12 protein-coding genes and 1 pseudogene are annotated in these 12,503 nt (G+C 66.5%); 5 read left to right on the top strand and 8 right to left on the bottom strand.

Annotated features, from left to right (window positions below; translation table 11 throughout):
- Positions 1-278: 278 nt before the first annotated feature.
- Together ON27_RS30920 and ON27_RS30915 are read right to left on the bottom strand one after the other, a co-directional pair.
- On the bottom strand, positions 279-743 hold the full coding sequence (locus ON27_RS30920) for a CBS domain-containing protein (RefSeq protein ID WP_051047148.1): 465 nt from the start codon (positions 741-743) through the stop codon (positions 279-281).
- A gap of 208 nt (positions 744-951) precedes the next feature.
- The gene (locus tag ON27_RS30915; protein WP_043735657.1) at positions 952-1,866 is read right to left on the bottom strand and encodes a universal stress protein; all 915 of its coding nucleotides are present in this window, start codon (positions 1,864-1,866) and stop codon (positions 952-954) included.
- Between the two features lie 580 nt (positions 1,867-2,446).
- Here ON27_RS30915 and ON27_RS30910 point away from each other — a divergent pair.
- From ON27_RS30910 to ON27_RS30900, 3 genes are all read left to right on the top strand, one after another.
- Positions 2,447-3,412: an acyl-ACP desaturase gene (locus ON27_RS30910; RefSeq protein ID WP_043735655.1), complete on the top strand. Its 966-nt coding sequence runs from the start codon at positions 2,447-2,449 to the stop codon at positions 3,410-3,412.
- 217 nt (positions 3,413-3,629) lie between these two features.
- Positions 3,630-3,929 (top strand): hypothetical protein, encoded by a 300-nt coding sequence (locus ON27_RS30905; RefSeq protein ID WP_043735653.1) that lies wholly within the window; start codon positions 3,630-3,632, stop codon positions 3,927-3,929.
- Positions 3,930-4,051: 122 nt separating this feature from the next.
- On the top strand, positions 4,052-4,537 hold the full coding sequence (locus ON27_RS30900; protein WP_218003075.1) for a nitroreductase/quinone reductase family protein: 486 nt from the start codon (positions 4,052-4,054) through the stop codon (positions 4,535-4,537).
- Positions 4,538-4,632: 95 nt separating this feature from the next.
- Here ON27_RS30900 and ON27_RS30895 read toward each other — a convergent pair whose 3' ends face one another.
- A complete protein-coding gene (locus tag ON27_RS30895) occupies positions 4,633-5,268 on the bottom strand; it encodes a response regulator (RefSeq protein WP_043735652.1) in 636 nt (211 codons plus the stop codon).
- A 540-nt stretch (positions 5,269-5,808) separates the two neighbouring features.
- On the opposite strand from ON27_RS30895, the gene ON27_RS30890 reads away from it, so the two are divergent.
- Complete coding sequence (locus ON27_RS30890; RefSeq protein ID WP_245560371.1) at positions 5,809-6,405, top strand: sigma 54 modulation/S30EA ribosomal C-terminal domain-containing protein; 597 nt, start codon at positions 5,809-5,811, stop codon at positions 6,403-6,405.
- The gene (locus tag ON27_RS30885; protein WP_051047149.1) at positions 6,405-6,881 is read left to right on the top strand and encodes a pyridoxamine 5'-phosphate oxidase family protein; all 477 of its coding nucleotides are present in this window, start codon (positions 6,405-6,407) and stop codon (positions 6,879-6,881) included. Before ON27_RS30890 ends, ON27_RS30885 begins: the two co-directional genes overlap by 1 nt.
- 110 nt (positions 6,882-6,991) lie before the next feature.
- Here ON27_RS30885 and ppsA read toward each other — a convergent pair whose 3' ends face one another.
- The 5 genes and pseudogenes from ppsA to ON27_RS30860 form a co-directional block, all read right to left on the bottom strand.
- Positions 6,992-9,301, bottom strand: coding sequence for a phosphoenolpyruvate synthase (gene ppsA / locus ON27_RS30880; protein ID WP_043735650.1), 2,310 nt, complete (start codon positions 9,299-9,301; stop codon positions 6,992-6,994).
- A gap of 544 nt (positions 9,302-9,845) precedes the next feature.
- Positions 9,846-10,850: an Acg family FMN-binding oxidoreductase gene (locus tag ON27_RS30875; RefSeq protein WP_051047147.1), complete on the bottom strand. Its 1,005-nt coding sequence runs from the start codon at positions 10,848-10,850 to the stop codon at positions 9,846-9,848.
- Entirely contained in the window at positions 10,847-11,434 is a 588-nt protein-coding gene (locus ON27_RS30870; protein ID WP_174377905.1) for an SRPBCC family protein, read from the bottom strand. The genes ON27_RS30875 and ON27_RS30870 overlap by 4 nt, the downstream gene beginning before the upstream one ends.
- A 107-nt stretch (positions 11,435-11,541) precedes the next feature.
- Entirely contained in the window at positions 11,542-11,718 is a 177-nt protein-coding gene (locus ON27_RS30865; protein WP_157227457.1) for a hypothetical protein, read from the bottom strand.
- Between the two features lie 182 nt (positions 11,719-11,900).
- A pseudogene (locus ON27_RS30860) lies at positions 11,901-12,503 on the bottom strand (nitroreductase family protein); the annotation flags it as partial.

Below are 12,503 nucleotides of genomic sequence, written 5' to 3'. Positions count from 1 at the left end.
CAGGTGACGGATGAACCAGCCCTGCAGCCCGTAGCCAGCCGAGCCGCCGCCAAGTTGCAGGCCGCCATCGACTCCCTGAGCACCGCGGAGCGCGCGCTCTGACCCAGCCCGGGCGGTGCGCATTCGCGAATTGGTTCTCGGCGCGTGAGGCTACGGAGACCTAGCCGTGCGTCCGCGCCGCGGCGCCTTTGTCATCTCGGACGGCCGATGCTGCCGTTCGTGCCTTCCGCGCGCTGTTCTATACCGCACGGCATCTTCCGTCCCATCGCGACCGGAGCCTAGGTGACAGATTCCGACGCATCCTCGGTGATGGGCAGATTGGCGGCGCAGACCGCTTCCACGAATTCGCCGACGGTGTTCTCGGTCAAATGGCGGGCCAGATCGGCTTCGGTGATGATGCCGACCAGGACTCCGTTGTCGGTGACCGGGAGCCGCCGGATGCGGTGCTGCCGCATGAGCGTCAGCGCGTCGTCCACCTCGGTATCGATCTCGACGGTGTGCAGCCGTTCGGCGCCCTGTGCCAGTTCTCCGGCGGTGGTGGTCTTCGGATTCGCGCCGATGCCGACGACCTTCACGACGATGTCGCGATCGGTGACGATACCGACGGGATGACCTTCGCCGTCGCAGATCGGCAGCGCGCCGATATCGAGTTGGCGCATCCGCTGGGCGGCTGCTTCCATGGTCTCCCGAACACTGATGTGTCGTACCTCGGGCCGCATGATGGCCTGCACCGTTGTTGTCATGAGGCGACTCCTTCCACTCGGGCGGCGTGCTCGCTACTTCGATCATCATTCGACGGCGGCGGAAGTCTCGACAGGGCAGAAAGTCATCTGACGGCTGCCCGTATCAGGAGTTGCACGCCCGGCGCGCTCCAGGAACAGCTCACCGGTCTGCTGAAAAACCGCGCAGATGACTCGTTCACCCTGCTGGTACCTCCGACAGAGAACACGCTCACTTCGGGTGTACGACCATCACGGGGCACTCGGCGTGCTGCACGAGCCAATTGCTGGTGGAGCCGAGCAGGAGTCCCCGGAATCCGCCCCGGCCGCGGCTGCCGACCACGACTAGCTGCGCATGCTGCGACCAATCGCCCAGATGCTCCCGGGGGCCGGACAGATAAACCTTGCGGATCACGGTGACCTCCGGGTATTTCTCCTGCCAGCCTGCGAGTCGCTCGGCCAGGAGCGCTCGCTCACCGATCTCCAGGTTCTCCAGTGGGATGTCGAGGTATTGGGTTCCCGCGAACTCACCGGCGGTGAGGTCGCTCCAAGCGTGGATGGTGACCAGGTCGACACCGCGTGCCGCCGCTTCGGCGAAAGCGGCGGCTATCGCCGCTTCCCCGACTTCGCTGCCGTCGGCGCCCACCACAACGGGAGCGCTGTCGCCGGTCAGCTGCCGGTCGCCTCGCACCACCACGACGGCGCCGTCCGCATGGGCGGTCACCGCGAGCAAGGTGGATCCGAGATGAGCGATCGTGCCCATGCCCGGTGTGGCGCCGAGGACCACCAGATGCGCGTGCGCCGACAATGCGGTGAGCAGCGCCGCGGCGTTCTCTTCGCCGAGCTTCGTAGCCACGGAAAGCTCGGGGGCGACGCCGTGCGCCAGCGCGCTCGCTTCGGCGAGGATTTTCGATCCGCGTGCGCGCATCGTCTCGCTGACCGGAGGCACCATCACGTCGTACACGCCGAGCGTGGCGCGAGCCGCGGGAAGGTTCATGCCGTGCACGATCAGCAGGCGGCGCCCGCGCTCCGCTGCCGTCCGGGCCGCCCAGCGGACAGCCGCTGAGCCGTGCTCGCTGCCGTCGGTGCCGACCACTACCGCGGCGGACGCGAGTTCGTGCGGATTCATCTCGTGCTGATCAGCCATGTCGCTGCCCTTCGGTCTGCGGATCCGTCATTTTGTACGGTAGGGATCGACACCTTCACCGACTGCTGGCCTTGGTCCTCGACCGGAGGGTCGATGGACAGTTGAGGTCGCCACGCCTATTCGTCTGTTCGGTGTTCGTGCGCATGCGTGGCTGCGTCAGGTGGTCGGACGTCACCGTGACTGAGGTCGCATCGCCGCGGAGGCGGCGAGCCGACAGCGACCGCCTGACCGGCGGCCGCGGCGGGGACGGGACAGCGAACGCGACTGGGTACTGCCACCGGCGTTGTCGGTTTGCGCCGAATATTCTGTAGCGCAACGTCTTCGAAGGTGCCCCGCTGAGGGTGCCTGCCCCGTTCGGTGATCTGGTCCTCCAAGACGACGATGCGCCGCCGCGGAACCGAGGGCTGAGCAGACTGCGGCCACGCCGCGCAGCTGTCTCGGCGTAGCGGACGGTCGTCTGATGTGCGGGTATTCGGTCCCACCTTCCCGGGGCCTTCGGCCCTGTGCGCCGCGAGGGGACGGTGGTGGTGTGTATGCCGATCGATTCGAAACATCGCCAAAAGAGAGGCAGGCAACAGCATTGGCGCGTGACCTGACGCAGCGAGAAATTCTGGCCGAGCTGGAACCGATCGCCGAGGACTGCGTGCACCGGCACCTATCGATGACCAAGGACTGGCACCCGCACGACTACGTGCCCTGGGACGAGGGGCGGAACTTCGCCATGCTCGGTGGTGCGGACTGGTCCGCCGAGCAGTCCTCCCTCACCGCGGTGGCGAAAGCCGCGATGATCACCAATCTGCTCACCGAGGACAATCTGCCTTCCTACCATCGCGAGATCTCCGAGAACTTCTCCCGCGACGGTGCATGGGGTACTTGGGTCGGCCGCTGGACGGCCGAGGAGATGCGGCACAGCACGGTGATCCGCGATTATCTCGTGGTCACCCGCAGTGTGGACCCGGTCGCCCTCGAGCAGGCCCGGATGGTTCACATGACCAACGGTTTCTCCTCCGGTGCAGGCGAAACCGACGTCGCGAGTGGGGCGGGATTTCTGCACTCGGTCGCCTACGTCAGCTTCCAGGAACTCGCCACGCGGGTCACCCACCGCAACACCGGCCGGGTATGCGACGACCCGATCGCCGACCGGATGCTGCAACGCATAGCCGCCGACGAGAACCTGCACATGATCTTCTACCGCACGATGTGCGCTGCCGCCCTGGACCTGGTACCCGACCAAGCGATGGAAGCCATCGATACCATCGTGGAGAATTTCCGGATGCCAGGCGCGGGCATGCCCGATTTCCGCCGCAACGGCGTGCTGATGGCCAAGCACGGCGTCTACGACCTACGCCAGCACCTGGAAGAAGTGCTGCTCCCGGTGATCAGGCAATGGACCATCATGGATCGCAACGACTTCGGAGCACGCGGCGAGCAAGCACGGGAGCGACTCGCCGCATTCCTCGAGGACCTGCAACAGGTGCGAATCCCGCGCTTCGAACAACAGCGTGCCCGCGCTCTGGAGCGCGAACGCGCCCGCGGAGAACACTAAAGCCCGTGCAGATCATCGCCTGTGCGTCGCCGGCCGCGGCATACCCGGCTCGATGCGGGCAGAGCTGGTCGCGGGCAACTGCTGGGCCGCGTCCGACCTTGGTCCGGCGGCGGGGGGACCAAGGACTCTGCTCGCGGAGGCGCCCGGCGGGCATGGTGATTGCGGGCCGCGGCACCCATCCGCCGTGGCCGCATTCAACCAACAACGAAGGAACATCATGAGCGACACGACATCCCGCGAGCCGTACCACGCGAAGCCGGGAGACAGCCTTGCCGACCCCTACAACATTCCCGGCATCGTGCTCTTTCTCGTCGGAATGGTCGGTCTGGCAGCCACCCTCACCACAGCCGGAGAAGGAATAACAGGCTGGGTTGTTGCCGGTGCCGCCGCCACCGCCACATGTTTCGTCTCCAGCGTCACCGTGTTCTGGGTCGAGCACGAGCGCCTGCGCCGTCTTGCCCACGGCCGGTCCGCGATCCGAACCTCCACGCAGCAGAAACCGCAGGCTCCTGCGTGATCGGCGTCGCCCGAAACGACGGAACCGCTGGGCGACAGCGGGGTAACTATGGGTGAGATCGGAAACGGATGCGACTCGCAATCCGGGTACGACGGAAGAACGCAAGAAGGGTGGTGGGCTGTATGGGCGCCGTGCGGGATGTGCTGTACGCCGCGAAACGCCGGATGTATCGGGGCGATCGGGCGGGAACGTTGGCCCGGGTGCTGAACCGGGCCTCGGAATGGATGTACTCATCGGGCGTGCTCTCGCCAGGTTACGCGATGACCCTCGAGGTGGCCGGTCGGCGCACCGGGCGCCCGGTGAAGCTGCCGATCGTGGTCGCCGGCTACGAAGGACAGCGCTACCTGGTGTCGATGCTGGGCTCGGACGCCGGTTGGGTGCGTAACGTTCGCGCGGCGCACGGCCTTGCGTTCCTGCACCGGCGCGGCCGCGAGCCGGTACAGCTCACCGAGGTCGAAGTGGGGGAGCGGGCGCCGATCCTGCGCCGCTACCTCGACCTCGCTCCTGGCGCCCGCCCGCACTTCCCGATCGACCGGACCGCCCCGCTGAGTGAGTTCGCCCGGATCGCGGACGGCTACCCGGTGTTTCGGATCGAACCCGCAGGCTGACGAGACTTCCGGCATCTGAGCGCCCCGTCTCCGGCTCGCCGTTCATCGGGGCCGCGTCTGCGCGGTGGACTCGGTACAGGCGCGGACGCGGTGTTCTACGGTGCCAGCTGTTTCAGCTTGGCGGCGAGTACCGCGGCTTGAGTGCGGCGTTCGACGCCGAGCTTGGTCAGCAGTCGCGAGACGTAGTTCTTGACGGTCTTCTCCGCCAGGTACATGCGCCCGGCGATCTGGCGGTTGGTCAATCCTTCGCCGAGCAACGCGAGAAGGGTGCGTTCCTGGTCGGTGAGCCCGGCGAGTGGGCTGTTCTCCGCTTCGGCGCGGAACTCGGCCCTGAGCGCGGCGGCCGCACGGTTGTCCAGCAAGGATCGACCGGCGCCGACGACGCGTATGGCCTCGATTAGTTCCAGGCTCTTGATGTCCTTGACGATGTACCCGCTTGCCCCCGCCCGGATGGCATCGAACTTGGCCTGCTCGTCGGTAAAAGAAGTGAGGATCAGGCAGGCCAGGTCCGGTTCGGTCGCGAGCAATTCGCGGCACAATTCGATGCCATTGCCGTCGGGCAACCGCACATCCAATACGGCGACGTCGGGGCGGAGCACGGGAATCCGGGCCAGTGCCTGGGAACAGCTGCCCGCTTCGCCGACGATATCCAGGTCCGGCTCGAGGCCGACGAGATCCGCGACGCCGCGGCGGACGATCTCGTGGTCGTCGACCAGGAACACTTTGACCATCGAGAATCCCTTCGTGTGGTAACCACAGATTACGGAGTCCCCGGTCGTCTCGAAGTTCGGACCTCTGAGCGGTGACCGGGGTCCCTCAACCGATGCTGCCGCGTGCGTCCACGTCCCGATCCCGCGATTGTAAGTGGTGACCGGCAGGACGACCGGTTGGCGTCACGACGGACCGGCTCCCGGCAGCACGCTGTGCTGCCGGCCAGCGCGATGTCGGTGCACGAAGATCGGCAGTTGCGCAGTTGGTTGGAGAATATGTGCCCGCGCGTCATGGACTTTCGGCCCTATGTGTCGATCGGTTGCCCTTGATGGCATGAAAGTTGATCCGAATGTCCCAGAAAGTGAGGCCAGTCCGTGCCAGTGATCGAGCGGCTGTCGCCCCCGATCGATTCGATGATCGCGATCGAGACACGTGGGCAAGTGATGGATTGCGAAAGGGGTCGGCTGGCGCGTGTATTGACCCGGGCGCTGCGACGTCACCACATCACCGCAACGGCGCGGGTTCGCCTGTCCGTGCGAGGTACGGGCGAGCCGGCTCTCGTGCAGGTCAACGTCCCGGTTCTCGATGCGCTGACCCGGGTTCAGATCAGCGGCCCACGCCGATTCGTCGCAACCTGCGCAGCTGAGCGACTTGATCGGCAGTTGGCCCGGCTGGCCGGGGCAGGAGAATGCCGGTACTGGCCCGACCCCGCTCGTCCGCCGCTGGCGCTGGTATCGCCGGAGCGGCCGATCGTGCGACGCAAGGTATGCGATCTGATTGTCACCGATCCGTCGGAGGCCGCCAGGATCATGGACGCGATGGATTACGACGCTCACCTGTTCGTCGACGACCACACTGGTGAGGACGCCGTCGTCTTCTGGGCGGGACCGTTCGGGGTGCGGCTGGCCCGGCAACATCAAGTGATACCCCAACGATGCGAGGCGCTACCGACCTGCACCGTGCAGCCGCGACCAGCACCGCGACTGACCGACCGAGAGGCCGCCGCCCGGCTCTGCCGATACGGCCTTCCGTTTCTGTTCTACACCGATCCCCGCGGTGGCCGTGGGCGACTGGTGTATCGCAGGTACGACGGAGACCTGGCGGTTGTGATGCCTGCGGGGGCCGAATCTCGTGGTGTGGTGAAAGGGCTCTCATGATTGATCCGGGAACCGCGGGCGACGCGCTGCGTGATGTCGTGGATCTCGACCGCGCCGAGGCGCTACGCCTGCTGGCGTCCGTCCCCCTCGGTCGAGTCGTCTACACTCGTAACGCCTTGCCTGCGATACGTCCGGTGAATCACCTGGTCGACGGCGGATTGATCGTAGTGCGCACGCGTCTCACCTCCCGACTGACCGGTGCCGTACGCGGCAATTCTCCCGTGGTTGTCACCTACGCCGCCGACGACATCGACGTGATCCGGCGCGTCGGCTGGTCGGTTTCGGTGACAGGATTGGCGCATACGGTTACCGATTCGGTGCGAATCGCGCGATATGAGCGGTTGCTTCAGCCGTGGGTCGAAGGGGTGATGGACAGCGTCATCACGATCGAGCCCGATATCGTATCCGGGATTCGGCTCATCGAAAAACAACCAACCCCGAGCGATGTCGGCGGTCCGTCCGGCGTCACAGGGTGAACCCTGCGAAGACCTGGCTTCGGGCACAGATCATCGCAGCTTCCCACCAGGAACTCGCGGACTGGGGCCGGGCCGAACGACCATGCCGAGAGCCCTCCACGGGCCTGGAATCAACGGTGGGAGCCGGGATGGGCCTCTCGGTTGCGGTCGGCGAGCGCTTGTTCGAGGATCAGCCGTCGTTCGGCGGCGGCGACTGCGCGCCGGGCCGCGGGAGCCGCGTCGGGTGTGACGGAGATGGAAGTGATGCCCGACCGGACGAGGTGTTCGGCGAACTCCGGACGGTTGGATGGCGCCTGACCGCACAGCGAGGAAGTGATGCCCAGGCGGCGGGCGGTGCTGATGATCCGGGTGATCGCGTCCAGTACGGCGGGGTCGGATTCGTCGAAGAGTTCCGCGCATTGTTCGGAGTCGCGGTCGACACCGAGCATCAGCTGGGTGAGATCGTTGCTGCCGATCGAAACGCCATCGATGCCGAGGCCGACGTATTCGGGCAACCAGTGGACGACCGACGGTACCTCGGCCATCACCCACCGATGCAGGCCGCGGTGACGGCCCAGCGGGCTGTCATCGACGACCTGCAGGCAGGCCTCGAGTTCCCAGCGAGTACGCACGAACGGGATCATCAAATGCAGATTCGGGGTTCGTTCGCGTACGCGAGCCAGGGCGGTCAACTCGAGGGTGAAGATTTCGGGCTCGCGGATATAACGGTAGCAGCCGCGGTAGCCGATCATCGGATTGTGTTCCACGGGTTCGTATTCGGCGCCGCCGGTGAGGGCGCGGAACTCGTTGCTGCGCAGGTCGGTCGCACGGTAGATCACCGGACGTGGCGCGAAAGCGGTGGTGATGCGCAGCAGGGAGTCGGTCATCTTCTCGATGAAGCGGTTCTCCTCGCCGCGTGCGATCAGATCGCGCGGGTGCCTGCCGTCCAGCGCCTGAGTCAGTAGGGTTTCCGCGCGCAGCAGGCCGACGCCGTCGACATCGGTTCTCGCGACGTGCTCGGCGGCTTCGGGAATGGCCAGATTGACATAGACGTGGGTCGCGGTCGGCTCGGTGGCGTTGACGGTCTCCACAGCGGCCGACACCCGAAGCGGGTGCGGTTCCGGCTGTCCTGCCCGAATTTCGCCTGTTGATCCGTCCACGGTGACGAGGGCGCCGGCGGTGAGCGTGGTGGTCGCGGTGCGCGCACCGACCACGCAGGGTACGCCTAGTTCCCGGGCGACGATGGCGGCATGACAGGTCATGCCGCCGCTGTCGGTGACGACAGCCGCGGCGCGAGTGAGGGTGGGCAGCCAGTCAGGGTTGGTCATGGGAGCCACCAGAATCTCGCCGTCTTGCAGTGTGTGCCCCTCGGTGGGAGAGGAGAGGATACGCACCGCCCCGGTCGCGAGGCCAGGGGCGGCGGCCAACCCGCGCACCAACACTCCGTGCGGCCCGGTGTCGTCTCTCGGCTGCTTGCCGGGGTGATCGGCCAGCACAGTGATCGGGCGGGCCTGTACCAGCCACAGGGTCTCGTCATCGAAGGTCCATTCGACGTCCTGTGGTCTGCCTCCGTGGTGTTGCTGAACAGCCAGGGCGAGTCGGGCCACCTCCGTCGCCTGCTGCTCGTCGAGCACCGGAGTTCCGGTCGCGCCCGTGGGAAGTTCGACTCTCCGGTCACCGTCCGGACCGGCCAGGATCGCGTAACTCTGCTTACCCATGTGTGTTTCCAGCAGTGTGGGCCCTACCGCGTCGAACAGATAGGTGTCGGGCTCGGCGCTGCCGGAGACGACGACCTCCCCTTGGCCGCGTGCGGCGTCGATCACGACTCGATCCCGGCGCCCGGTCGCGGGGTCGGCGGTGAACGCGACACCCGCGGTGCGCGAGGTGACCATGCGCTGGACCACGACGGCCATGACCGGTCGGCCGTGCATGCCGCGCCGAGCGCGGTATGTCACCACCCGAGGTGTGAACAGCGACGCCCAGCAGTCGATGACAGTCGCGAGCAGTTGTTCGTCACCGCGCACGTTGGTGCGAGAGATATTCATGCCGGCGAAGGACGAAGTGGCGCTGTCCTCTCCGATCGCCGAGGAGCGCACGGCCACCAGCACCTGGTCGCCGAGTGCGTGATAAGCGTTGAGGACGGCGGCGCGGACACCGTTGTCGAGCATTGTTTCATGGATCAGGTCGCGCATCCGATCGCACAGTTGGCTCACCAGGGTGGTGTCGTCGGCCGCATAAAGCGCCTGGTCGTGTAGCCGATCCAACTGCGGGCCGTTGGGGCCGTGGGAGACCACCTGCTCATAGCAGGCACGCAGGATCACGAATCCCGGCGGGACCGGAAGCTTCGCCGCCACCAGTTCGCCCAAGTTCGCGCCTTTGCCACCGGCCCGGTCCGCGTCCGCGAGCCGCAATTCCTCGAATCCCGCCACGTAGTCGCCCATAACTCGGCTCCCGTTCTTTTCCAGTTCAAGCGTCCGGTTCTCAGCGTCGTTCGATTGCGGCGCCGGCCGCTACGGCCGAAATACCCGCGCTCATCCGTCATTGGTCCCTGCCGCGAAAATGAAAAGTTGCATCGCCCCTGCACACATTTCTGGTCGACGGCTCTCGATACCATTACGCAAGGCTTCAAGCCCCTGCCTTCGTGCCCGGTCGATGGCGAAGAAATTCCTTCACACCGAGCGTTCGCCGAACGCAGGCCGTGCACATGTTGCGGGAAAGAAGTCTCGAATATTTCGGTCTCGACTGATTTCGCGCTGCCTCGCCCCTTCGGATGACCCGTTGTGCGCGTCGGCCGACGGCATCACCGGAGGGCAGAGCTCGGGAGGCCGAGGTCGGAACAGGGTGCCGCGGACACGTAGCGGCTGGTAACCGGTCGGTCCGAGCTGGGCGGGCGTGCGCGATCCGCTACACCACCGTCACCGGACCCGGCCGGATCTCCCGCCGCGAGATCCGCCCGATTTTCGGCCGATGCTCCGGCGACTCCGTTCAGCGTGGGCTGGTGACGGTGAAGATGTCCGCGATCGGTCGTCGGGGCGTTGGTGGGATGGTGTCCGCGTCGTCGGGCGCGGTTCCGATCCGGATCAGCACTTGGGGGTCGGCCGGGCGGGGGACCAGGCCGGCGAGCAGTTTGCGGGTTGTGGGCAGTTCGGTGATGTGGGTCAGTGCGCAGGTCGCCAGCCCTGCGGCGGTGCACTCGAGGAGTACGGCCGACAATGCCTCACCGGTGTGCAGCCACTGCGTCACCGAGTTCCCCTGAGTGCCGAGTACCACCAGCCGTGCGCGATCCTCCAGTCGTGCGCGGCGCATCGAATGCCGGGCCGGGGGGAATGCGCGTCCGACGCCGACCCTGGCGTTCTCGGCATCGGACACCAGCGCGGAGGCCGGCACGCCCTCGGGATTGTCCGAATGGCCTGTCCACCACTCCAATTCGGTCTGATACAGCAAGTCGTGGCGGCGCAGAGCCCCGGCCTGCTCGGATGCGGCGGCCAGCCGAGGACGGACGCTGTCGTCCAGGACGCTGAGTTCCACCTCGTGCGGGGAGGTGAGCATCCGCAGGCGGGGGAGGAGGTCGGCGAGGCCGTCGGGTTCGCTCATCGGCAGCCGGTCGGTGCGTCGCCGCTCGATGGCGAGTGCCCGGGTATGGATGCCATCGGGGGGGTCGATCCAGGGCCGGAATTCGATCACCGCGAGATGGTCGGGTCGCTGCCGGTCGGGCACACGCACCGTGTCGGTGTGCCAGCCCTGGTCGGCGAAGGCGGTGCGCGCGTGGTGCGGCATCGCCCCGCAGCTGATCACCAGCTGGCGGCCGTGCGGGTCGGTGGAGGACAGCAGCCGGTCGGCGTCGGTGTACAGGTGCAGGCGGGCGCCGTCGAACACCCAGCGCCACGGCTGGGTGTTGTGCACCGAAGGCGCACGGGCGGCGAGCCGCAGCGCAGCCAGAATGGTAGGACGATCGGGAACCGGTACGGCCGGGGCGTCGTTGGCGCTCATACTTCGAGTGTTCTCGGTGCGCCCTGCCGGGGATACGGGACTTGCGCCCGCTGCTGGAGGCCCTTGGTCACCTCGAATGACCGGTGTTCGGGTCCGTGCCGCTCCGCTCGCCGCTTTATGCCCAGCAGCATTTTCCGCTCCATCAGTAGACTGCCCGGCTCCATCACGCGCGCGTACAGCAAGCGAGTGAGCCGCGATGCACCGGTCAGAGCGATGCGGTTGCGGCTGACCAGCCGGGTCGTGCCACCCATCGGGTAGAGACCGAACGCCCATACCCAGCGGCCGTCCTCTGCAGCGAAAACCAGGGCACGTCCGGTATCCAGAACGGCAACGCGCATGCGGGGCCCCGACGCGCCGAGAGCGAAAGAGTCACCGACGGCCAGGTTTTGGAACTGTGGAAGAATCTGCTGCGCGCTGTGCATATCGAGTCCGAGGATGTTCTCGATCCAGTCGTAGGAGTACGCGCCGCCTCTGCCAGGGCCGATCTGCACCAGCCAAGGCCAGATCGCGTCGGCATCCGTACAGATCGTGATCGCCCGAGTCGTGACTATGTCTGCATCGACCAGCAAATCGTCACCGGGCATTACACGCGCGATCTCTTCCCCCGCGGCTCCCCAAGTCGAGCACCTGGTGTGCGACCGGCCTGTGCTCGCTCCGCCGAGCGCTGACCTGAGGGCGGCAAGTGCCCTGTTCACGACATGCCATTTCGCTCGTAGACCAGGCGAGTACCCCAGAGCGTGACGCCCCACCACAACATTCGAAGCGCGAGGGCCAGGTAGACGATGAGGGCGAAATACACCAGCCCGGAACCGTAGTCGCGCGCCCAACCGGACACCACGCTCAGCCGCGCGAGTGCTCCGATCAGCATTACCGAGGCGATCACCATCGCCGGAACCGCGAGCGGTAGAAGCTCTGCGGACTGTTGCTGACTGTGTCGGCCTCGGAAGGCCGGATAAGTCGACATAGTTCACTGCCTGTTCGAGTGGTTTGGCCGGGAGTCACGGGATCGCTCCCGCGCGGACGGGTCGAATGATCTGTGTGCGGGCCGGATCACCGCGTCCGGTCGGATTCGGGCATGTCGAGGATCTCGCTGAGCGGGCGGCGCGGCGTCGCCGGACCGTTCCGCTGTGCTTCGGGCGCGATACCGACGCGGATCAAGACTTGCGGCAGACCGGAGTGTCCGGTCAGCTCGCGGACCACGGCGCGACTGCGCGACACTTCGGTCAGATGGGTCAACGGGCAGGTCGCGAATCCGGCGAGGGTGCATTCCAGCAACACCGTGGACAGCACCTCACCACAGCGCAGCAACTCCGCGGGTGTATCGCGGTCGGTGGAGAGCACCAGGATTTTCGAATGGTCCTCGGTGACCTCGCCGCGCCGACCGCCGGTGGTGGAGGGGAACTTGCGGCTCACGCCTACCCGCTGACGCTCCTCCTGGGCGACCAGCGCTTCGCTCGGCACACCCGCGTCGGCGATCGCATGTCCGGTCCACCACTGCAATTCGGCGTGGTATCCGGCGTCGTAGCGGCGCAACGCGGCGCTCATCTCCGAGGCACGGGCCAAGGTCGGGCGGCTGTCGTCGCCGAGTACGTCGAGTGTGGCGTCGGAGGGGTCGAAGGTCGACCGTAGGACCTCTTCGAAGTCGGGCCATCC

Origin of the sequence: Nocardia asiatica NBRC 100129 (genome assembly GCF_000308415.1) — a bacterium.
GTDB lineage: Bacteria > Actinomycetota > Actinomycetes > Mycobacteriales > Mycobacteriaceae > Nocardia > Nocardia asiatica.
Note: the sequence above shows the minus strand (reverse complement) of the source record. Positions and strands in the feature narration are given on the sequence as shown.

Coding starts and splice junctions, on each gene's coding strand:
- ON27_RS30920 (WP_051047148.1), bottom strand. CDS start 743: ATGACAACAACGGTGCAGGCCATCATGCGGCCCGAGGTACGACACATC.
- ON27_RS30915 (WP_043735657.1), bottom strand. CDS start 1,866: ATGGCTGATCAGCACGAGATGAATCCGCACGAACTCGCGTCCGCCGCG.
- ON27_RS30905 (WP_043735653.1), top strand. CDS start 3,630: ATGAGCGACACGACATCCCGCGAGCCGTACCACGCGAAGCCGGGAGAC.
- ON27_RS30900 (WP_218003075.1), top strand. CDS start 4,052: ATGGGCGCCGTGCGGGATGTGCTGTACGCCGCGAAACGCCGGATGTAT.
- ON27_RS30895 (WP_043735652.1), bottom strand. CDS start 5,268: ATGGTCAAAGTGTTCCTGGTCGACGACCACGAGATCGTCCGCCGCGGC.
- ppsA (WP_043735650.1), bottom strand. CDS start 9,301: ATGGGCGACTACGTGGCGGGATTCGAGGAATTGCGGCTCGCGGACGCG.
- ON27_RS30875 (WP_051047147.1), bottom strand. CDS start 10,850: ATGAGCGCCAACGACGCCCCGGCCGTACCGGTTCCCGATCGTCCTACC.
- ON27_RS30870 (WP_174377905.1), bottom strand. CDS start 11,434: ATGCCCGGTGACGATTTGCTGGTCGATGCAGACATAGTCACGACTCGG.
- ON27_RS30865 (WP_157227457.1), bottom strand. CDS start 11,718: ATGCTGATCGGAGCACTCGCGCGGCTGAGCGTGGTGTCCGGTTGGGCG.